At 45.8% G+C, this 19,970-nt stretch carries 16 protein-coding genes; 9 read left to right on the forward strand and 7 right to left on the reverse strand.

Annotation, left to right across the window (positions count from 1 at the left end; all coding sequences use genetic code 11):
* Positions 1-155 precede the first annotated feature (155 nt).
* Together yaaA and JCM15548_RS03985 are read left to right on the forward strand one after the other, a co-directional pair.
* The gene (gene yaaA, locus JCM15548_RS03980; protein WP_062122550.1) at positions 156-926 is read left to right on the forward strand and encodes a peroxide stress protein YaaA; all 771 of its coding nucleotides are present in this window, start codon (positions 156-158) and stop codon (positions 924-926) included.
* A gap of 251 nt (positions 927-1,177) precedes the next feature.
* The gene (locus tag JCM15548_RS03985; protein WP_062122551.1) at positions 1,178-1,891 is read left to right on the forward strand and encodes a hypothetical protein; all 714 of its coding nucleotides are present in this window, start codon (positions 1,178-1,180) and stop codon (positions 1,889-1,891) included.
* 56 nt (positions 1,892-1,947) lie between these two features.
* On the opposite strand, the gene JCM15548_RS03990 is transcribed toward JCM15548_RS03985, so the two are convergent.
* The 6 genes from JCM15548_RS03990 to JCM15548_RS04015 all read right to left on the reverse strand — a co-directional run bounded on the left by JCM15548_RS03990 (position 1,948) and on the right by JCM15548_RS04015 (position 8,533).
* Positions 1,948-2,682 carry a superoxide dismutase gene (locus tag JCM15548_RS03990; protein ID WP_227625437.1) on the reverse strand — a complete coding sequence of 245 codons (735 nt, stop codon included), beginning with the start codon at positions 2,680-2,682 and terminating at the stop codon, positions 1,948-1,950.
* A gap of 153 nt (positions 2,683-2,835) precedes the next feature.
* Positions 2,836-4,389 (reverse strand): hybrid sensor histidine kinase/response regulator, encoded by a 1,554-nt coding sequence (locus JCM15548_RS03995; RefSeq protein WP_062122552.1) that lies wholly within the window; start codon positions 4,387-4,389, stop codon positions 2,836-2,838.
* 71 nt (positions 4,390-4,460) lie between these two features.
* A complete protein-coding gene (locus JCM15548_RS04000) occupies positions 4,461-4,790 on the reverse strand; it encodes a response regulator (RefSeq protein WP_062122553.1) in 330 nt (109 codons plus the stop codon).
* Between the two features lie 51 nt (positions 4,791-4,841).
* Positions 4,842-6,902: an ATP-binding protein gene (locus tag JCM15548_RS25020; RefSeq protein ID WP_369403672.1), complete on the reverse strand. Its 2,061-nt coding sequence runs from the start codon at positions 6,900-6,902 to the stop codon at positions 4,842-4,844.
* Entirely contained in the window at positions 6,788-7,027 is a 240-nt protein-coding gene (locus JCM15548_RS25025; protein WP_062122555.1) for a transporter substrate-binding domain-containing protein, read from the reverse strand. The genes JCM15548_RS25020 and JCM15548_RS25025 overlap by 115 nt, the downstream gene beginning before the upstream one ends.
* 51 nt (positions 7,028-7,078) lie before the next feature.
* On the reverse strand, positions 7,079-8,533 hold the full coding sequence (locus tag JCM15548_RS04015; RefSeq protein WP_062122556.1) for a PAS domain S-box protein: 1,455 nt from the start codon (positions 8,531-8,533) through the stop codon (positions 7,079-7,081).
* A 256-nt stretch (positions 8,534-8,789) separates the two neighbouring features.
* On the opposite strand from JCM15548_RS04015, the gene JCM15548_RS21515 reads away from it, so the two are divergent.
* From JCM15548_RS21515 to JCM15548_RS04035, 4 genes are all read left to right on the forward strand, one after another.
* Positions 8,790-9,173, forward strand: coding sequence for a hypothetical protein (locus JCM15548_RS21515; RefSeq protein ID WP_157482394.1), 384 nt, complete (start codon positions 8,790-8,792; stop codon positions 9,171-9,173).
* Entirely contained in the window at positions 9,056-10,879 is a 1,824-nt protein-coding gene (locus tag JCM15548_RS04025) for an endo-1,4-beta-xylanase (RefSeq protein WP_157482396.1), read from the forward strand. The genes JCM15548_RS21515 and JCM15548_RS04025 overlap by 118 nt, the downstream gene beginning before the upstream one ends.
* A 259-nt stretch (positions 10,880-11,138) precedes the next feature.
* Entirely contained in the window at positions 11,139-11,414 is a 276-nt protein-coding gene (locus JCM15548_RS04030; RefSeq protein WP_157482398.1) for a hypothetical protein, read from the forward strand.
* Positions 11,415-11,590: 176 nt separating this feature from the next.
* A complete protein-coding gene (locus tag JCM15548_RS04035; protein WP_062122560.1) occupies positions 11,591-13,225 on the forward strand; it encodes a transporter substrate-binding domain-containing protein in 1,635 nt (544 codons plus the stop codon).
* On the opposite strand, the gene JCM15548_RS04040 is transcribed toward JCM15548_RS04035, so the two are convergent.
* Positions 13,222-15,015 (reverse strand): B12-binding domain-containing radical SAM protein, encoded by a 1,794-nt coding sequence (locus JCM15548_RS04040; RefSeq protein WP_062122561.1) that lies wholly within the window; start codon positions 15,013-15,015, stop codon positions 13,222-13,224. The genes JCM15548_RS04035 and JCM15548_RS04040 overlap by 4 nt on opposite strands.
* A 248-nt stretch (positions 15,016-15,263) precedes the next feature.
* Between JCM15548_RS04040 and JCM15548_RS22205 the strand changes: the two genes are divergently transcribed.
* Genes JCM15548_RS22205 through JCM15548_RS04050 form a run of 3 tightly spaced genes read left to right on the forward strand, consistent with a single transcriptional unit; the run spans position 15,264 to position 19,789 of the window.
* The gene (locus JCM15548_RS22205) at positions 15,264-15,413 is read left to right on the forward strand and encodes a hypothetical protein (protein ID WP_173427644.1); all 150 of its coding nucleotides are present in this window, start codon (positions 15,264-15,266) and stop codon (positions 15,411-15,413) included.
* Positions 15,380-17,695 (forward strand): glycoside hydrolase family 2 TIM barrel-domain containing protein, encoded by a 2,316-nt coding sequence (locus tag JCM15548_RS04045; RefSeq protein ID WP_227625438.1) that lies wholly within the window; start codon positions 15,380-15,382, stop codon positions 17,693-17,695. Before JCM15548_RS22205 ends, JCM15548_RS04045 begins: the two co-directional genes overlap by 34 nt.
* An 18-nt stretch (positions 17,696-17,713) precedes the next feature.
* Complete coding sequence (locus JCM15548_RS04050; protein WP_062122562.1) at positions 17,714-19,789, forward strand: beta-galactosidase; 2,076 nt, start codon at positions 17,714-17,716, stop codon at positions 19,787-19,789.
* Positions 19,790-19,970: the final 181 nt, after the last annotated feature.

A 19,970-nucleotide genomic window follows, 5' to 3' on the forward strand; every position in this document is an offset into this window, starting at 1 on the left:
AGGGGTGGGAAGGGTAAGTGGGGTTGATGGGGTAATTAGGTCAATAGGTTGATAGGTCAATAGGTTGAGAGGGGTAGGAAGGGTAAGAAGGGTAGGAAGGGTTGATGGGGTAAGATGGGATAATAGGTTGTTAGGGGTTTTTTAAATGGAGAGGTATGTTGATAGTTATTTCGCCGGCGAAGACGCTGGATTACGAAAGGGAGATTCCTGATTACAAGGGGACGGTTATTCGGATGCCGGAGGAGGCGACTGAGTTGGCTGAGCAGTTGAGGGCTTTTTCTCCGGAGAAGCTTAAAAAGTTGATGAAGATCAGTGATGCTTTGGCGCAGCTGAATGGGGAACGCTTTGTGGAGTGGCAATGGCCTTTCAGGCAGGAAGCGGTGCGTCCGGCTTTGCTGGCCTTTAAGGGAGAGGTGTACAACGGATTGGATGCTTTGACCATGGAGCCGGGTGCTATGGAATATGCCCAAAAGTCCCTGCGTATTTTGTCGGGACTCTACGGGGTGTTGCGTCCCTTGGATAACATCATGCCGTACCGTCTGGAGATGGGCACCAAGCTAACTACCCGAAAGGGTAAGGACCTGTATGCCTTTTGGGGGGATAAAATAACCAGCCTTTTGAAGGCGGATATACAACAGGAAGGACACCGGTATCTTTTGAATTTGGCCAGTAAGGAGTATTTTTCGGCCATTCACACCGGAAAGCTGGAGGTACCTGTTGTAACGCCGGTCTTTAAAGATTTTAAGAATGGCCAGTATAAAATTCTCAGTTTTTTTGCTAAAAAGGCCAGAGGGCTCATGACTCGTTATGTTATTGAAAATGAATTGACCAGGCCTGAAGAGTTGAAGGCTTTTAACCTGGATGGTTATCGGTATAATAGCGATATGACTGTGAATGACAGTGAGTTGGTGTTTACAAGAGATTGATCTCACCGGCTGACGGTGTCACGCAGTGTCAGTCCTTAAAAATGGGTGGTATCATTGTTAAAACAAAACAGAATGGTTATATTTCCATTATGTAACAACCTTTGAAGTGAGGTAACTTCAAGCCTTGGTTAAACAAGGGAGCAATTTGGGTTGTTTATAATGAGAACCGCCACCGGAATAGATGAGCAGATGGATGAAGGTGTGCGACGGTTTTTTTTGGGCAGACTATTAATAAATAAAAACCATATATTATGAATCCATCACCTTATATCGAAAGGTATGGCAACCTCCTGAAGCAGGAGACGTTGCGTACATTGGAGGATCAGATTTTACCCAACACCTTTGTGTTGGAGGCCCCGGAACCTTTTCCGGGTTTCTTTGATTACTATTCTGATCATCCCATTGATAGCAAGCCTCTGTATGTCTATCTCGTGGTCAAGCAGTTGTACACACTCGAAGAGATTACCAGGGCAACTCAAAACATACGAAAGTATTTTCAAAGTGACTTTAATGCGGCTGCCGGGGTTGTGAACCTCTATAACAAAGAATTTCATGTGATAAGGGTACGACATTTGGAAGATTATCACCAAATCCCTGAACTACAGGAGTGTTACATGGACGAAGGCATTGAATTCAGGAAAAAACCGGGTGGAAAACCTGAGGGGCCCGGCGTCATTCGTATAAAGAAGTTTTTCATTTTAGATGAGAAGCATCCCGGCGCCTATTTTGATGTTACCGAAAAGGATCATGGTTATTTCACCATTCCTAAAAAGCTCAATTGGAAACATTTTGAAGACATTACAAAAAAGGTGAAGTTCAATTGGGAGCTATCGGCTTTTGATGCTGCCATTGGTCATTTTCATGTCAACTACGGTATTCAGGATATGATTCGGATTTATAATCCGCAAATGAACCTGGAATATCTAATGGATGTCCGGAAAATGTATTTGGACAGAATAAAATAACCATAAAAAGCCGCGCACTGCGCGGCTTTTTTTATGGTCTGAGTTTATGGAAATGCTTATTGGGCTGCTGCATAACGTCGGTTCACTTCGTCCCAGTTCACCAGGTTCCAGAAGTTTTGGACATAGTCGCCCCGCTTGTTCTGATATTTCAAATAATAGGCATGCTCCCATACATCCAAGGTCAGAATGGGCGTTCCGTTCACTTCCACTACATCCATTAAGGGGTTGTCCTGATTGGGTGTTCCGGTAACCGCTAATTTTCCATCGGCTTGAACCACTAACCATGACCAGCCACTACCAAACTGCCCGGTTGCCGCGCTGTTAAATTTCTCCTGAAAGGCTTCCATTGATCCAAAGTTTGCATTGATATCAGCAAGCAGCGCTTCAGAAGGTTCACCTTTTCCACCCGGTGCCAACATGGACCAGAAAAGGTTATGGTTGTAATAGCCACCGGCGTTGTTGCGGATAGTTGAACTTAAAGTAGAAATGTTTTCAAAAATAAAGTGGAGGGAGGCATTTTCTAAATCACTTCCTGCAACCGCCTTTTTGAAATTGTTGAAATACCCCTGGTGGTGTTTGCTGTAGTGCAGCTCCATGGTTTGCGCATCAATATATGGCTCCAGCGCATCATAGGCATAGGGCAGTTCAAGAAAAGTATGTTCTACAGCCTCTCCTGCATAGGCAGGCGTGGTTTTCACTTCCGCTTCTTCTTGATTGTTGTCGGCCGTTGGCGTGGCGCAGGCTACTGCCCCAACCATCAAAGTACTTAATACTACTGTTCTTAGTTTCATAATAGAAATATTTTTTGGGTTGTGTAACTACTATAAACAACAATAGCAGCCGCCAAATGGTTCAAAATCCCTGAATCGGAGGAGGTTTATCCGTGTGCAGATTTTAGACCGGGCAACCGTTAAGCAAAAGGCCAAAAGAATTTTCGATGATTGTTATTCCTGATTTTTCGTGTTCTTTTTCAAAAGGTCAATCAGCATGTCTCTTTTGATGGGTTTGGTGATGTAGTCACTGCAACCTGCCGCGAGCGCTTTGCTGCGGTCTTCGGTCATGGCGTAGGCCGTCTGGGCAATAATGGGAATGGTGGTATTAAAGGTTCTGATTTGTCGCGTGGCCTCCAATCCACTCATTTCCGGCATTTTTATATCCATTAAAACCACTGAAAGGTCGGGGTTTTCTTTTACCAAACGAACGGCTTCGGTGCCCGTTTCACATTTTATCCAGGCTATTTTATTGGCGTCCAAAATGGCACCGAGGTAGAGGGCGCTGAATTCATCATCCTCAGCAATTAATATTTTTAAATCGGGCAGCAACTCCATTTCTAAACTGGTTTTGTCCATGCCTGTATAATTTTCATCTTCTTTTTCGGGCAGTTTTGAGGTCAATGGCTGATAAGGAACTGAAAAGGAGAAAGTACTTCCGTTTTCCTCTTCTGATTCCACCCTTATTTTTCCATTGAGCAGCTGAACATAGCCTTGAGCAATGGCCAATCCCAGTCCAACCCCTTCAAAAGGACGGTTGGTGCCTGAATGGACTTGTGTAAATCGGTCAAATATGGCCTGTTTTTTATTTTCCGGAATACCCATTCCGGAATCCTTTACATAAAAAATAAGTTCGTTATCCTTCAGGTAGTTGCCCATTTCAATGGTGCCATTATCGGTATATTTGAGTGCATTCGTCAATAAATTCGAAAGAATGGCTTCTACTTTATATTTGTCGGTGATTATTAAGGCGCTGGAATCGGTGATCTGTTGGCCAATCAATATTTCTAAGTTTTTTTTCTTCGCTTGCCGCAAAAAGAATTCATGGTGATAATGCATAATATCAACAGTGTTAACCTCTGTGAGCTTAACTTCTGATTGACCCGACTCAATTTTGGAAATCTCAATAATGTCGTTAATGGTATCCAACAGCCTTTGACTGCTTTGATTCACCATTTCAAAGTACTTTTCTTTTTTCTCATCGTTGATGCCAGGCGTCTGCAATAACTCCAGAAAACCAACGATGCCATTCATTGGGGTGCGGATTTCATGGCTGACGTTGGCCAGGAAGGCCGACTTTAAACGGTCGCTTTCTTCTGCTTTTTCTTTGGCTTTGCGTAAGTCCTGTTCGTTTTTGAGTCGATCGGTAATATCCCGGGCTACAGCAAGAGCCGCTATTTGTCCGTTGTAACGTATTTGAGAAGCATTAACTTCCACCGGAATTACCTGGCCTGTTTTAGAGGTATGCCAGGTTTCAAAGGTCTGAATCTCATTCTTAGACATAGTTTTCGGCATGGCTTTCATTTCATCGGGATTCATATGTTTGTCAATGCCGACTAATCCTATGTTCAGCAATTCGTCTCTAGTGTATCCGAGGGAAGTACATGCTTGTTGGTTGATATCCAAAATTTGGCATTGCTGGTCAATGATCCAAACCGTTTCTTTCATGGCATTGATGATGCCTTTGGTTTCTTCCAGGCTTTCCTTAAGCTTTTGCTCAAATTGCACTTTCGCTGCAATGTTTTGACTGGTTTTTAGGGCTTCCTGTATGGCATAGGGGAGTCGTTTAATTTGTTCTTTTAGTACATAGTCGTTGGCGCCTGCTTCATACAGGCTACGGCCGTGGCTTCATTAATAGAGCCAGTGAGAACAATAAAGGGCAATATGGGATTGTGTTCACGGGCAATTTGCAGGGCCTGCATGCCGTCAAATATGGGCATGGAATAATCTGATACGATTACATCAGGATTAAAATCAATTAACTGGTGTCGAAAACCCTCTTCGGTATCGGTTATAACCGATGTGAATTCGATGCCCGCCGATTTAACTTCCCGCTGGGCCATTTCTGCATCGGTGGGGAGGTCTTCAACAAACAGGATGCGTATCTTTTCTTCCGGACGGCTGGTCATTTTGGTGTTTTTGTTTTTGGGTTTGGTGGTTGAAATTATTAACCTAACGATTTATTGTTTGGGTAATGTAAAATAAAATGTGGCGCCCTGACCCACTTCTCCTTCTGCCCATACCTGACCACCATGCCGGCGAATGATGCGCTGAACGGTAGCCAGTCCCACACCGGTGCCTTCAAATTCATCATCGCGATGCAAGCGTTGAAAAACACCAAATAATTTCTTTTTATAAGCACTATTAAAACCGGCGCCCTTGTCTTTAACGAAAAACAGCAGGTCTGATTCACGTTCTTCAGCCCCAATCTCAATTTCTTTAACAGGTGATTTGGCGCTGTATTTGATGGCATTGCCGATGAGGTTTTGCCAGACCTGTTTTATTAATCCTCCATCACACAATACCTTTGGCAGGGGATGAAGCACAAATTTATAACTTTTTTGATGGATACTGTCTGTTAAACCAATAAATATTGATCGGGCCATTTCCCCCATATCTACTGGCATCAGGGTTAAATTGGTCTTGAATACCCTTGACAATCTCAGCAAATCGGTAATTAACTGTTCCATTTTAAGGGTGTTGCTGCGAATCACGTGGATAAAGCGTTTGCCTTCATCGTCGAGCAGGGGGGCATAATCATGAATAAGAAATTCGGCATAACCATTTATGGCTCTGAGAGGAGCGCGTAAATCGTGCGATACTGAATAGGTAAAGGCTTCCAGTTCGTGGTTCGATAACTCCAGTTTTTTGCGCTCTTCTTTTAATTCTGCTGAAATGGCATTGAGATCTCCCACCAGAAAAAGCATGGCTCTTTGGTTTTTATTGAGGGATTCTATTTTTTCTTCCAGCTCCGCAGTTCGCTCCGCCACTTTTAATTCCAGATCATTTTTCAGGTTCATTAACTCCTGTTGCGCCATATGCCGTCGCGTAATATCCCTGAAAGAAATGACCGAGCCGGTGATTTGGCCACTTTTTATCACCGGATAGGCATAATATTCAGAAAGAAAGCTCGTGCCATCCGATCGCCAAAACATTTCGCCTTCCACAAAGGTGCCTTTTGATTGTTGAATGGCTTCATGAATTTTGCAGGTTTCAATAGAGTAGTTTGAGCCATCGTTATGGGTATGGTGCATCAAAAGGTGCATGTTTTGTCCGAGGACTTCATCGGGTGAAATAAAACCAAGCAATTTCAATGCGGACTGGTTGATGAAAGTGCAGTTGCCTTTCAAATCGATGCCGTATATGCCTTCAGCAGTAGAGTTAAGCAAGAGGCGCACCTGTTGCTCACTTTGCAGTAGATGGTTCTTTTGTCGCTCAAGCAGAAAAAGGGTTTGACGGTGATCTTGCACTTCCCGTTTCAGTCGTTTGGTTCGTTTCCGAATTTGACGCCTGAGGGTGTAAATCCATATTCCTACCAAAATCAAAATGAGTATAATCAAATAGAGAACAAAGTTTTCTAATGCTTCTCTCGAGGTGGTGCGCCCCAAAATATCCGGGCCGAACCATTTCGACTGGATGGTTTTGTAGGAGTCGTTGGCAATAACAATGGAGAGTCCTTCGTTGAATTTGGTCAGAAGCGAGGCATTGCCTTTTTGCACGGCAAAGCAATAGTCCTGTTGAAAATTGGGTAAGGACAGGTTAAGTGTTTCAATGTTGTTAATGCCCAGTTCACGAATGACGTTGAGTCCGGTGACTTGTTGTACCAAAAGCACGTCATGTTGGCCTTCAGCCAGTCGCAAAAAAGCTTCCTGCAAAGTGTTGTAGGTGAAAATGTAAGGTGAGAGGTGATGTCGGCGTGCATACTCTTCGGCGTTATCTCCTTTCATCACAACGATTTCCTTTGTGTTTAAATTCGCAGTGCTGATGTCGGACGCGCTGCCTTTTCTGATAAAAGCTGCGCCTTGCAGGGTCAGGTAGGGCATGGAAAAATCATACAGGGATTCCCGTTCGGGGGTGCGCCCCATAATTGGAAGAGCATCAATGCGGCCATGTGCCAGATCTGCTTTTAAGTGAGTCCATATTCCGCTTTTGAAAACCAGATGTAGCCCGACGCATCCGCCACAGCCTTCAATAGTTCTATGGAAAAGCCATCGGCTTTTCCATGAGCATTGAGCACACAGTAGGGAGGATAGTTGATTTCAGCCCCGACCAAAAGGGTGTCACTTATCGAATATCTGGCAGAGCGGTAATTGGGTTGTGCCAACAGGTGCAACGGAAAGGCCAACAGCAGAGCCCATAGAGTCATTGTCTGGAAAAATCTTATTTTTAGAAAATCATGACGCACCATTGGCCTTATTTAGTGGATGTCTTGCTTGTTTTTAAGTCGTTTGATCTCGGAACGAAGCTCCTCCATGCGCAATTCCCGTTCAATGGTAACTTCCCTGAAATGTTCCAGCTCAGAAATGCGCAGATTGAGTTCCTGGGTCTTTTCTTTTACCTGTCTTTCCAGTTTTTCTGGTATTTGAAAGCGCTCTTCTTCCAGTTTTGTTTTTTCGGTGATGTCTTCCACAAATCCTATGAGTTTGTCTTCTTCTATTTTAACGGCGTTAACCGACCAGTGGCGAATTTCGCCCGACTTGCTCCTGAAGGGCATTGTACCCTCGGCACGGCCTTCCGTTACCAGTTGATTAAAATGATGGGCGGCGCCCTTTCGACCCGATTCCGGTATGAGGTCCGCAATGGTCAGGTTTTTTAATTCCTGTTCCTGGTAGCCGGTAATAGAGCAGGCTGCAGGATTCACATCGATGTATCTGCCCCGGGTGTCGGCCACGAACATGCCTATGGGTGAACTTTCAAAATAGCCACGAAACTTATCTTCCTGGTTATGCAGCAGGCGCTGTTGGTCTTTTATCTGCCTGGATAATTTTTGTATTTGGCCCTGCTTTGATTTTAAAAGGATAATAAAAGCGACCATTGAAATGAGCACTATAACAACGAGGAATAGTTTGTTCGGGTTGCTATTTGGTAGCGGTTCCGAGAGGGTGTATTTTTGAAGCGTGCTATAGTAGAAGGATCGGGGCGTATTTTTCCATACGGTGAGGTAAAGGTCGATGGTATTGATAAGGGAGGTGTCGCCGGAGGGGTGTATAGCAAAATAGAGGGTGACCGGGTTAAAAATAAGGCTTGTTTTTCGGAGATCAAATTCTGAGGCATTCAAATCTCCAAAAAAGACATTGGTGATGGCTGCATCTGCCACCTCGATGCTGACCAGGGACAAAGCTTCGGTGAAGGAGCCTGCTGTGACTTCTGTATAAGGAAAGCCATAGCCTTTCATCGTTTGGCGAAAGTTGCTTTGCTGTACTGAGCCATTCAAAAGGGCCACGCGTTTTCCGCTCAAATCGCCTAGTTGGTGTATCTCCTTATTGTTTTTCACATAGATCTGTGACCAGCTTTCAAGCACAGGAATGGTATTGAATTCAAAGTGGTTTTTGCGTTCAGAAGTGATGGCAACATCCGGCAATAAATCAATGCTGCCATTTTCGAGTTGATGTAAACACTCCTCCCAGGTAGAAAAGTGATAGTTGATTTTCCAATTGTCAATGGTGGCTATCTGATTCAGCAGGTCAACGAAAATACCTGATGGCTGCCCGCTTTTGTCTATAAATATTTTAGGTGGATTGTCATAAATACCAACGTTCACCACCTTTTGGGTTGCATAACCAACGTTTCCCAAGGCCCAGAGCATTATAAAAGTCAGGAAGATCAACAGAGCAGGAGTGCCTACGGTTATGCTAATTCCTCTTGACTTCATAGATTTTTAATATTGAAGGTTCAGACCCTTTCTCTTGTGGTCACTAGCTATAAATATAAAAAATAATAAGTTATTATCCATTTTTGTATGAAAATAAGTTTCAGAGTTAAGGAATCTTCATTTCTGCATAATTTCGACTATTTTCACAGAAATGACCACCTTAGTGTCGCCCAAATCTTAAAAAAATGTTCCCTATTTTACATCCGGCCTTGCAGAACATTGGAACCCTATTTTTTAAAAATATATACATCTTATTATGAAGTTATTGTTGTTGGTTTTGTTGGTGTTGAGTCCCATGGTGGGTAATCGTATTCAGGCTCAGTCGGAAACGCCACCTTCCTGCGTTATTACCTATCCGCATACCAATGCCTATTACCAGGCAGGAACAGATCTGCTCATCCGGTATATTCGACTGGAATCGGGGGAAGCGGACCTGAGCGCCCTGTTGAAAAGGTGGTGTTTTATGTGGATGGGAATATCGTGCATGAGACATCGACCCATTCCTTCGGTACCTATTCTTTTTTGTGGGAGAATCTGGAAGCTGGAAGCTACCGAATTACTGCCCGTGCCATCAATGACCAATCGGTTGATTTTGTTTCGGCCGGTGTATTGGTTACTGTGGGTACAGATGCTGTTGTGAAGAGGGGTTTGAGTGCCGGAAAGGGTAAGTACCTCGGAAATATCATTGGATATAGCGGTGTCAGAAGTGATTTTCTTCAATACTGGAATGGGGTTACGGCCGAAAATGGTTCAAAATGGGGAGTGGTTGAGGGCACCAGAGATGTTATGAATTGGACCAATTCGGATGTTGCCTATTATTTAGCTGAAATCAATCATTTGAGCTATCGTTATCATGCCATTGCCTGGGGGAGTCAATACCCGTCGTGGATAGAAGGCTTAAGTTCAGATGTAACCGCCTTTAGAGCGGAAATGGAAGAGTACATGGCAGCCATCGCTGAGAGATATACTCATATCGACCAGATCGATGTGCTCAATGAAAATTTGTACTTGAATACCTACAATGGAAAAGAGCATGCCGCTGGCACGCCCTTTTTCAGGGAAGGCCTCGGTGGGCCGGGTGAAACGGGCTACGACTGGGCTATCTGGCTGTTTCAAAAAGCCAGGGAGTATTTTCCCAATTCAAGGTTGGTAATGAATGATTTTGAGTTGGAGAACAACCCCGATGGCATCCATGAAATGTTGGATGTGGTCAAAGTCTTGCGCGACCGAGGATTAATTGATGGTTTTGGCACCCAGGCCCATACCTTCAATGTGGACGGTATGGCCAATCAGACCGGTCTCTTAAAAACGCGCATCGATCTGATGGCCTCTGGAGGTGTTCCGGTTTATGTGACAGAACTGGATTTAACAGGGAATTCTAACACTGAAGCCTCGCAACTGTATAGCTATCAAAACATATTTCCGGTTTTTTGGAAACATCCTGCTGTTGCCGGTATTACGCTTTGGGGATATGTGGAAGGCAGTACCTGGAAGACAGGAACCGGTTTGCTCAATGAAGATGGTTCAAAGCGTTCGGCCATGCTCTGGCTGGAGAGCTATATGAACAGTCAGCCTGACCTCGGATACCCCCATTTTGGTGACGGCGTGGTTTCGGAAAGCGATTTGATTTTGAATGGCGAATTTGACATCAATCTGGAGGGCTGGACCATTCAGAACAACAGCGGCGCAGCGGGCACCATGGAGGTGGTAACAGGTGCCGGTCTGTCAGGCAGCAAGGCGCTTAAAGTATGCCCCGCTGCACATAATCCCGGTACTGCCAACTGGCATGTTCAGGTCCGCTACGAAACGCCAATAGAGATGGGCAAGACTTATTCGCTGTCCTTTTCGGCCAAAGCAGATGCTGCCAGGTCACTTGGGGTGGCCGTGCAAAGAGATGGCGGAGATTATGCCACTCATTTTGGACGAAGCGAAAATTTAACAGTCAACGTTCAGGATTTCAGTTATTCTTATGTCTCAGCTGTAACGGATGCAACAGCCAAACTTAAATTTTATTTAGGCGGGAATGCCACTTGTGTCTATATTGACAATGTAAGATTTGTGGATCAGTCAGGTGCAACCACTCTCAAAGAACCGCTTCAGTCAAATGAGGACGCGACATGGTCTGTCTTTCCAAATCCTTTTGATCATCAAATAGTGGTAGACAGTCAAGTGACCAGTCGCTCAGATGTTCTTTACCATATTTTTAATATGAACGGTCAGTTAGCCTCACACGGCAGACTGAATGAGCAGGGCGTAATTGCCTCCAATCACATGAAAGCGGGTGTTTACTTTTTGCGGCTTGAAAGTGTCGGTGCTATGGAAACCATTAAAATTGTAAAGCATTAAGCTTTAATTCATTTGCGCAAGGCGGCAAAAAAAGCGTATAAATTTTGATTAATCGAGTCACTGCAGGTCTGTTGCAGTGGCTCGTTTTATTTTTGGGCATTGGATGAAAAAAACGCAAAAAAAATCAAATGTCTTTTAGTTATGACACTAGTTGGCATAAGCTAATTTAATCTTTGTAGCGTTGAAGATCTCAATCTTAAAATCTAAACCCGAAGTTATGAGTGCATTACAAAGATTTCTTTATATTAATTATCTTAAAATGAAGTTTTTAAGAATGATTGGCCTGAAGTCTATGGTGGTCACCATTCCAAATGTGGCCACCAAAGGTTGGCGGCTCACCATTGGAAAGAACTATGTGTTTCGTGAGGGACAGTGCGTCGCTCGTGTTATATTGGAAGATTTGGCGTTTAAGGACAAATTTGTGCATGCCCATCTTGTTTTTGCTGAAGATCAGAATCGCAAATGTGTCTGTAGTCGCAAAGCTACAGAAGATGGTGTATGCATGGGGATGTGGCAACTACACGACCATAATTAGATGGCTTTTTGAATGCTGATACTTTCATTTTGACAGTTTATCAACTAATTGATGTTGTTGGTCATTTGTTAGATGGGTGGTTATAATTATTGATTATTTTTAATAAATTTTATCCCCATATTACTCGAATCTTTTTTTACGCTGGATGCTATTGGGAATCTGAAAATGTGTGTTGGATGGAGAAAGAAATAAAGTACCGATTTTTTCTGCTGTTGATGTTGGTCATTCCATTTGCGTTGACGAATAAGCTTCAGGCAATGTCTGCTGATTCCGTTAAGTTTGAAAGGCGGAAAATTATTGTCGGGGGTGATTTCGATTATAAACCTCATACTTTTTTGGATAGTAATGGTGAGGCGAGGGGATATGACGTGGACATCATTATGGCCATTGCCAAACAGAACAACCTTGATCTGGAATTTCGTTTTACGCCCTGGCCTCAAGCTTTGGAAAGTTTAAGGGAAGGAGAAGTAGACCTTCTGTTGGGCATTTTTTATACGGAACAAAGGGCTGTTTTCTATGATTTTACGATCCCGCATACCCTTGAGTACTATGCCATCTTTGTGCGCACGGATTCTCCGGTAAAGGCGCTGGATGATATTATTGACCGGCGCATTATTGTTTTACAGGGTGATGCCTCCATAGACAATTTTATCAAACCGATGGGGCTTTTTGAAAATGCTTTTTATGTCAATTCCATGCCCGTTGCCATCAACTTACTGAGCTCCGGAAAACATGATGCCGTTATTGCTCCTTATTCTATAGGCATGGAGGCCATTCGATCAGAAAATATCAAAAACCTTAAAGTAGTCGGTCCGCCCATTTTGCCCAGTCCTTTCCGGTTTGCAGTAAAAAAGGGCGATGCCCGGTTATTATCTCTGCTGAATGACGGCCTGGATAAAATGAAAGCGTCGGGGGAGCTCAATGCTTTGCAGGAAAAATGGCAATTGCACCAACGCAGGGAAGTTTCTTTTGTTAGTGTGTTGCGCTATATTGGCATGTTTATTCTTCCCCTTTTTTTGGTGGTCGCTCTTTTGTTTATTTGGTCGTGGAGTCTCAGTATAAAAGTCAAAAAAAAGACGGCCATGTTGGTCGAAAAATCAGCTTTGCTGGAGGAATTGAATACCACTAAAGACAAGTTCTTTTCAATTATTGCCCATGATTTGAGAAGTCCGTTCAATGGAATTTTGGGACTTCTGGATATTTTGATGGAAAATATTCAACAACAAAGCCTTGAAAAATCAACTGATTACCTGAGGAGCATTAAAGGCTCGGCCCAAAACACACTTGAATTACTGGAAAATCTGCTCGACTGGGCTAAATCGCAGAGTGGACAAATGGCTTTCAGGCCTGAAACAATGTCTACTCAGAAGGTTATTATGAATGTTGTAGAAGTGCTGAGTTCCGCGGCTAAAATTAAAAATATCTCCATTGTTTATCACCAATCGGATACCGCCGATGAGGATATTTATGCGGATCCCCGTCTGATCACTACTGTTTTGCGCAACCTTATCTCCAATGCCATCAAATTTACACCGATAAACGGGCAAATAGATATCCATACCAAAACCGGCCAAGAGTTGCTGGAAGTCAGGATTTCCGATAACGGTGTGGGAATTAATGAGGAAATTCTACCCTTGTTGTTTCAACTGGATGCTAAAATAAAAACCAATGGTACTGAAAATGAATCCGGAACGGGGTTGGGTTTAATTCTTTGCAAAGAACTGGTGGAAAAGCATGGCGGAAATATTTGGGTCGATAGTCAGGAAGGCAAGGGCAGCACCTTTACCTTTTCCATTCCGTTAAAGGCTTAACCATTTCCTGACCGGCCAATCCAGGCAAAGACCGTGCATGTAATTGTAAGTGGCCTTATAGAGGCTTGTCCCAGTCTCTCAAAATCAATTTTTTGATGATCTGTAAAGGCCAATTCGTTGTTGGCAAAAGTGCCCGTCTGTTGGGACAGAGGGTCGGCCCCATAATCGTGCGGGTGCTGGCCCGACGGACTGTGCAGCGTCATGGCATAGCGGTGCCAAAAGGCCGATTGCAGCACGCCTGCTTCAAACATTTGTCGCACCGATTCGAGTCCCTCCAACGTCTCCTGTTCTGTTTGCGTAGGAAAGCCATACATCAGGTAGGCATGCACCATGATGCCACTTTCTGTTAAGTGTTCGGCCGTTGCAAAGGCCTGTTCCACAGTCACCCCTTTGTTGATGTATTTCAGGAGTCGGTTGGACGCCACCTCTATACCTCCCGATACGGCAATGCAACCGGCACGCGCCATTAGTCGACAAAGATCTGCATCAAAAGTCTTTTCAAAGCGGATGTTGGTCCACCAGCTGACCACCAACTTACGTTCGATAATCTCCCTGGATAGCTCACGCAACAGGCGTGGTGGCGCTGCTTCATCGGTGAAATGAAAACCGCTGCTACCCGTTTGTTGCATAAGCGCTTCCATGTAATCACAAATTTGGCTGGCCGGCAAGGCCTCAAAGCAGTTGATGTAGGGCAGGGAGGTGTCGCAAAAAGCACATTTGGCCCAGTAACAGCCATGGGCCAGAATGAGTTTGTTCCACCGGCCATCGCTCCATAATTTGTGCATGGGGTTGGCCACTTCAATCAGTGAAATATATTTATGCAATGGCAAATCCGAATAGTCAGGCGCGGGTACCTGTTTGAAAGGAATGGAATGACCCGGTTGTTTTGGGTGGAAGAGGATTTGTCCGTTTGTCGCCCGATGGTAGGTCTGACAAAGCGGAAGGTCATCATTTCCCTCCAAATAGCTGATCAGGGCCCGCAGTGCCGGTTCCCCATCGTCCAGAGAAATAAAATGTGCAAAATCAAAGACTTTTGGGTCGCTTAACTGGCGCAATTCAGTGGTGACATATCCGCCGCCCCAGGCTACGGTCACTTCGGGAAAGTGTTGACGAATGTGGCGACTACAGCGAAAGGCCCCCATCAGGTTTCCGGGAAAGGGGATGGAGAAACAGACCAGACGAGGATCGCTGGTCCGCATTTTTTCTTCGAGGAGCTCAAGCAGCCATTCATCCAAAAGAGAGTCGGGCTTTGACAGTGCTGTTAGTAAGGGTTTTAAGTGGGGCAAGCGCAGGCACAGATGTTCCGCATATCGGCTCAATTCAAAGAAGGGATCTATGGTCGCCTGGATGAAATCAGCCAGATCTTCGATGTAAAGCGTGGCCATGTGTTTGGCCATTTCGGTGGTGCCCAGGGCTCCAAATGCCCAATCGGGATCGGCCATGCCTTTAAACCGTTCGCCCTGCGGCAGCCATTCGCCATGGCAGATACGCGTGGCCAGTGTGGGTTCCAGTCCCTGAAGAAACCGCATGACGGCATCTATGGAGTGGATGTATTGCTGCTGATCAACCAACAGTTGGCGAAGGTGGGCAGGGGTTTGACGGGACACCACCACCCGTTGAAACAGCTTCTGCAAACCCTCTCTTGAAAATAGCCGGTTGACCAGTTCGATGCCCAAATCTGCCTGATGGACCTGATGTCCTTCCTCGACCAGAAATCCTTTTAAATAAGGAGTGGCCGGATAGGGTGTGTTGAGCTGGGTAAGCGGAGGTGTAATCAGAAGGATTTTCATGGACTGTATAACTGTGTTGTTAGCACAAACATAGGTAATTTTCACCGGATTTTTGGTGTCCGAAAAATTCCGGTGAATTAATTGACGGAAAAGTAGAATTAATTTTTGTTTATTGGTGGGTGTTACTATTTTTGTTCTGTTAACAGGTTTGCTTAATTTGTGGGAGGCGTATGCTTTTCTAATGAATGGTGTTTAACCTGTTTATACATATGTCGGGTCAAATTAATCATGTCATTAAATCAAATAAAATGGAAAAATTAATTCTGCTGCTTGTTTCCTGTTTCCTGTTTTTCAATGGTTTGGCGCAGAGTAGCAACGGCATGTTATTACGCTGGATAGCGATTGGCAATTTATTAACCGGGAGGTGGATGGAGGGGAAGCTCCCGGCTTGTCAGTAAAAGGCTGGGAGACAGTAGATGTGCCGCATGACTGGGCCATAAAGGGGCCTTTTGACAAGGATATCGATAAGCAGGTGGTTCAGGTGGTGCAGGATATGGATGAAGCGCCGAGGGAGCGAACCGGGCGGACCGGTGCTTTACCGCACATTGGGGTGGGATGGTACCGTAAAACCTTCGAGGTACCCGCTTTTCAACCCGGCAAAAAGGCTTTGCTGGCCTTCGATGGCGCCATGAGTGATGCCCGGGTGTATATTAATGGAGAGGAAGTGGGGCATTGGCCTTATGGCTACAGCTACTTCTATTTTGATATTTCAGATTATCTGAAACAGGGGGAAGAGAATCTTCTGGCTGTTCGTCTGGAGAATTTGCCTTCCTCTTCCCGCTGGTATCCGGGTGCAGGGATTTACCGCAAGGTACAGGTGATCGTAAAAGATGAGGTGAGCTTTAATAAATGGGCCACTTTTATCACCACCCCCTTTATTTCTGATGAGGTGGCACAAGTGAACATTCAAACAGAGATCAGTGGTGCGGCTACCCACATGGTGACGGAAATTATTGACCCCAGCGGAAAGGTAGTGGCTGCCGAGACCACCACTGATCGCTTTGGTTCCAAAATGGAACAAAATATTGCGGTGCCACAGCCTCAGCTTTGGGGGACTGAGCATCCGCATTTATATCAGGCCCGTGTGCTTTTATATGAGGGAGATGAATTAAAGGATGAGGAGTTCATCCGCTTTGGTATTCGAAGTGTGGAGTATGAGCGGGGCAAAGGTTTGGTGCTCAATGGGGAGGTGACCAAGTTTAAAGGGGTTTGTCTCCACCATGACCTCGGACCATTGGGGGCTGCAGTAAATGTGGCGGCTTTGCGTCGACAGCTGACCATTTTGAAAGATATGGGGGTTAATGCGGTCCGTTCGGCCCATAACATGCCGGCCCGTGAGCAGGTGGAACTGTGTGATGAAATGGGCATCCTGTATTTGGCCGAGAGTTTTGATGAGTGGGCCAAACCCAAGGTAAAGAATGGCTATAACCGGCTGTTTGAAGAGTGGGCTGAAAAGGATGTGGTGAATCTGGTGCGGGCCTTGCGCAATCATCCCAGTGTTGTGATGTGGAGTTCGGGCAATGAGGTGCCCGATCAGTGGGGCAATGAAGGGGTGAAGCGGGCCAAATGGCTGCAGGATATTTTTCACCGGGAGGACCCGACTCGACCGGTTACGGTGGGGATGGACCAGGTGGCTGCCGTGATGGAGAACGGCTTTGGGGCCATTACGGATATTCCCGGACTGAATTACCGCGTGCACTTGTATGATGAGGCTTATGACCGCTTTCCCCAGGGCTTTATTTTAGGGTCGGAAACGGCCTCTACGGTCAGTTCAAGAGGTATTTATAAATTTCCGGTCGAAATTTATAGCCACAAGACCTATAACGATTTTCACAGTTCTTCCTACGATTTGGAATATTGCCGCTGGTCGAACCTTCCCGATGATGATTTTGTGTGGCAGGACGATTACGACTGGGTAATTGGTGAGTTTGTGTGGACGGGTTTCGACTATCTGGGAGAACCCACGCCTTACAACGAGGCCTGGCCGTCCAGGAGTTCCTATTTTGGGATCAGTGATTTGGCGGGACTGCCCAAGGATCGCTTCTACCTTTACCGCAGTCGCTGGAATACCAAGGACGAAACCCTGCACATCTTGCCGCATTGGAACTGGGAAGGACGCGAAGGGGAAACCACCCCGGTCTTCGTTTATACCAGTTACAACAGCGCTGAACTTTTTGTGAATGGTAAGAGTCAGGGCATACAGACCAAGACCAAAGATAAAACCAAACAGCACCGCTACCGACTGATGTGGATGGATGTTCAATATGAACCCGGCACCCTAAAAGTGGTGGCTCTGGACGATGATGGACAGCCGGTGGCCGAGAAGGAAGTGCATACGGCCGGAGCGCCTTATGGCCTGGAGTTGGTGGCCGATCGTTCCGTTATTACGGCCGATGGTCAGGACTTGTCGTACATCACCGTTTCGGTGGTGGATAAAGAGGGGCGTTTTTGCGCCACAGCCACACCGCAGCTGGATTTTAAAGTGACGGGTGCCGGTGATTTTAAGGTGGTTTGTAATGGTGATCCCACTTCTTTGGAACTTTTCCACCTGCCCACCATGAAAGCCTTTAGTGGTCAACTGGTGGTCACCGTTCAATCACAAAAAAAGGCTGGCGACATAACCCTGCAAGTGAAGGGCAAGGGATTGAAAACGGCCAAAATGACCATTAAAAGTGAGTAAGAACCAAAATATACTGTGATGCAAAATCTATCAGCTTTTCTTTTTGCCCTCCTTTTTACCGTCAACGGATGGGCACAGCAACCTGTTAATTCGTTTCCGCCGGCGGATTTGATGACTTTAGGGGCTTATTATTATCCGGAGCACTGGCCCGAGGAGCAGTGGGAAAGGGACTTGGCCAAAATTGCGGAGATGGGTTTTGAATTTACCCATTTTGCTGAATTCGCCTGGGCGCAGCTGGAACCTGAGGAAGGCGTTTATGATTTCGCCTGGCTGGACAGGGCAGTGGCCATGGCTGCCAAGTACGATATAAAGGTGATTATGTGCACGTCTACGGCCACACCACCGGTGTGGCTGGTGCGGAAACACCCGGATATTCTGATTACCCGTGAGGATGGCACCAAAATGGACCATGGCGCCCGTCAGCATGCCTCCTTCTCCAACGAATTTTACCGCGACTATTCCCAAAAGTTAATAGCCGAACTGGCCAAACGTTATGGCCGTGATGAGCGAATTATTGGCTGGCAACTCGATAATGAACCCCGTTCCACTGTCGATTACAGCGAGGACGCGCTCAAGCGCTTCCGTATTTGGCTGAAAGATAAATACCAAACCATAGAGGCCCTCAATGAGGCCTGGGGAACCAACTTCTGGAGTGTGGTTTACAGCGATTTTTCGGAGATTAACCTTCCCAAGCATTCGCAATGGGGTATGAATCTTTATCATCGTCTGGACCACGGTCGTTTCGCCGATTATGAGACGGCTTCCTTTTTGGATGAGCAAGCCCGGACCATTCGCCAATATGCGGATGAGGAGCAGTGGATTACCACCAATTTTATTCCCATGTACGATGCCCGTTTTATCGGGATGAGTCAGGAACTGGATTTTATTACTTATACGCGTTATATGGTGTATGGGGAGCATGAAGGTATTGGTCGCAAAGGCTACCGGGTAGGAGAGTATTCGCGCATTGCCATGGCCAATGATTACTTCAGGCCCTTGTCGCCCTTCCTCGGCGTGATGGAGTTGCAACCGGGTCAGGTGAACTGGGGGACTGTGAACTCGCAGCCCTTACCAGGTGCGGTTCGTTTGTGGTTGTACCACATCTTTGCAGGTGATGTCAAGTTTGTCTGCACCTACCGTTTTAGGGCACCCATTTATGGCTACGAGCAGTACCATTACGGTGTGGTTGGTCCCGATGGTGTTACACCCACGCCCGGCGGACTCGAATACGCGCAGTTTATTGATGAGTTGAAGCTGCTGCGGAGTAAGGCCACGCTGGGAAAAGTGCCGTCGGATTATAGGCAAAGGAATACCGCTATTTTGTATGATCCGGACAACACGGTGGCCATGAATCAAAACAAGCAGACCGTTGAATGGGATACCGAGCAGCACGTGCTGAAGTATTACAAGGCTTTGAAATCTTTGGGGGCTCCGGTGGACTTTATCCGGGATACCATGGACTTTTCCGGCTATCCGGTCATGGTCGTTCCGGCCTACCAGCAAATGAGTCGGGCTTTGATTCAAAAAATCACCCAATATGTGGAGGCGGGTGGCCATTTGGTCATGTCGGCCCGCACCGGTCACCAGAACGAAAAAGGCCACCTTTGGGAAGCGCAACATGCCGAGCCCCTCTATCATTTGATTGGTGGTGAGATTCCTTTTTACGATCTCTTGCGGGCACATGCAGCAGATACTGTTGTGATGGGAAATCAGAAATTCGGGTGGACCAGCTGGGGGGATGTTTTGAAACCAGGTAAGGACACCGAAAGTTGGGCGACTTATGCCGGTGATTATTATGAGGGTGAGTCCGCTGTTACCTTCCATCGCTACGGGCGGGGAACGGTCACTTATGTGGGGGCCGATACCCACCAGGGTGGTCTGGAAATGGCGGTGATTAAGAAGTTGTACCAGCGCCTCGAAATTCCGGTCAAAGATTATCCCGAAGGTGTTTTGGTGGAATTCCGTGACGGACTGGGCATCGCCATGAACTATTCCGATAAGGACTATACCATTGATTTGCCCACCGGTACTGAGATACTCATTGGCCAAAAGACCATTCCCACGGCGGGTGTGGTGGTTTGGACGGTGAAGTAAGTGATGGTGAAAATGGATGCCATGAAAAGGGGGCTCCGTTGAGCCCCCTGCCTTTCACCAAATTTTCTATTTTATGAGAATAAATAGAAAACATCGATTAATAACACGTCATCTCTATTTTTTATTAAGGCAAATATAGGGCATGGCTTCACAGATGTGATTTGGTTTTAGATATTTTAGT

The sequence above is a fragment of the Geofilum rubicundum JCM 15548 genome, assembly GCF_000974365.1.
Classification (GTDB): domain Bacteria; phylum Bacteroidota; class Bacteroidia; order Bacteroidales; family Marinilabiliaceae; genus Geofilum; species Geofilum rubicundum.

Coding starts and splice junctions, on each gene's coding strand:
- yaaA (WP_062122550.1), top strand. CDS start 156: ATGTTGATAGTTATTTCGCCGGCGAAGACGCTGGATTACGAAAGGGAG.
- JCM15548_RS03985 (WP_062122551.1), top strand. CDS start 1,178: ATGAATCCATCACCTTATATCGAAAGGTATGGCAACCTCCTGAAGCAG.
- JCM15548_RS03990 (WP_227625437.1), bottom strand. CDS start 2,682: ATGAAACTAAGAACAGTAGTATTAAGTACTTTGATGGTTGGGGCAGTA.
- JCM15548_RS04000 (WP_062122553.1), bottom strand. CDS start 4,790: ATGACCAGCCGTCCGGAAGAAAAGATACGCATCCTGTTTGTTGAAGAC.
- JCM15548_RS25025 (WP_062122555.1), bottom strand. CDS start 7,027: ATGACTCTATGGGCTCTGCTGTTGGCCTTTCCGTTGCACCTGTTGGCA.
- JCM15548_RS04015 (WP_062122556.1), bottom strand. CDS start 8,533: ATGAAGTCAAGAGGAATTAGCATAACCGTAGGCACTCCTGCTCTGTTG.
- JCM15548_RS21515 (WP_157482394.1), top strand. CDS start 8,790: ATGAAGTTATTGTTGTTGGTTTTGTTGGTGTTGAGTCCCATGGTGGGT.
- JCM15548_RS04030 (WP_157482398.1), top strand. CDS start 11,139: ATGAAGTTTTTAAGAATGATTGGCCTGAAGTCTATGGTGGTCACCATT.
- JCM15548_RS04035 (WP_062122560.1), top strand. CDS start 11,591: ATGGAGAAAGAAATAAAGTACCGATTTTTTCTGCTGTTGATGTTGGTC.
- JCM15548_RS04040 (WP_062122561.1), bottom strand. CDS start 15,015: ATGAAAATCCTTCTGATTACACCTCCGCTTACCCAGCTCAACACACCC.
- JCM15548_RS22205 (WP_173427644.1), top strand. CDS start 15,264: ATGGAAAAATTAATTCTGCTGCTTGTTTCCTGTTTCCTGTTTTTCAAT.
- JCM15548_RS04050 (WP_062122562.1), top strand. CDS start 17,714: ATGCAAAATCTATCAGCTTTTCTTTTTGCCCTCCTTTTTACCGTCAAC.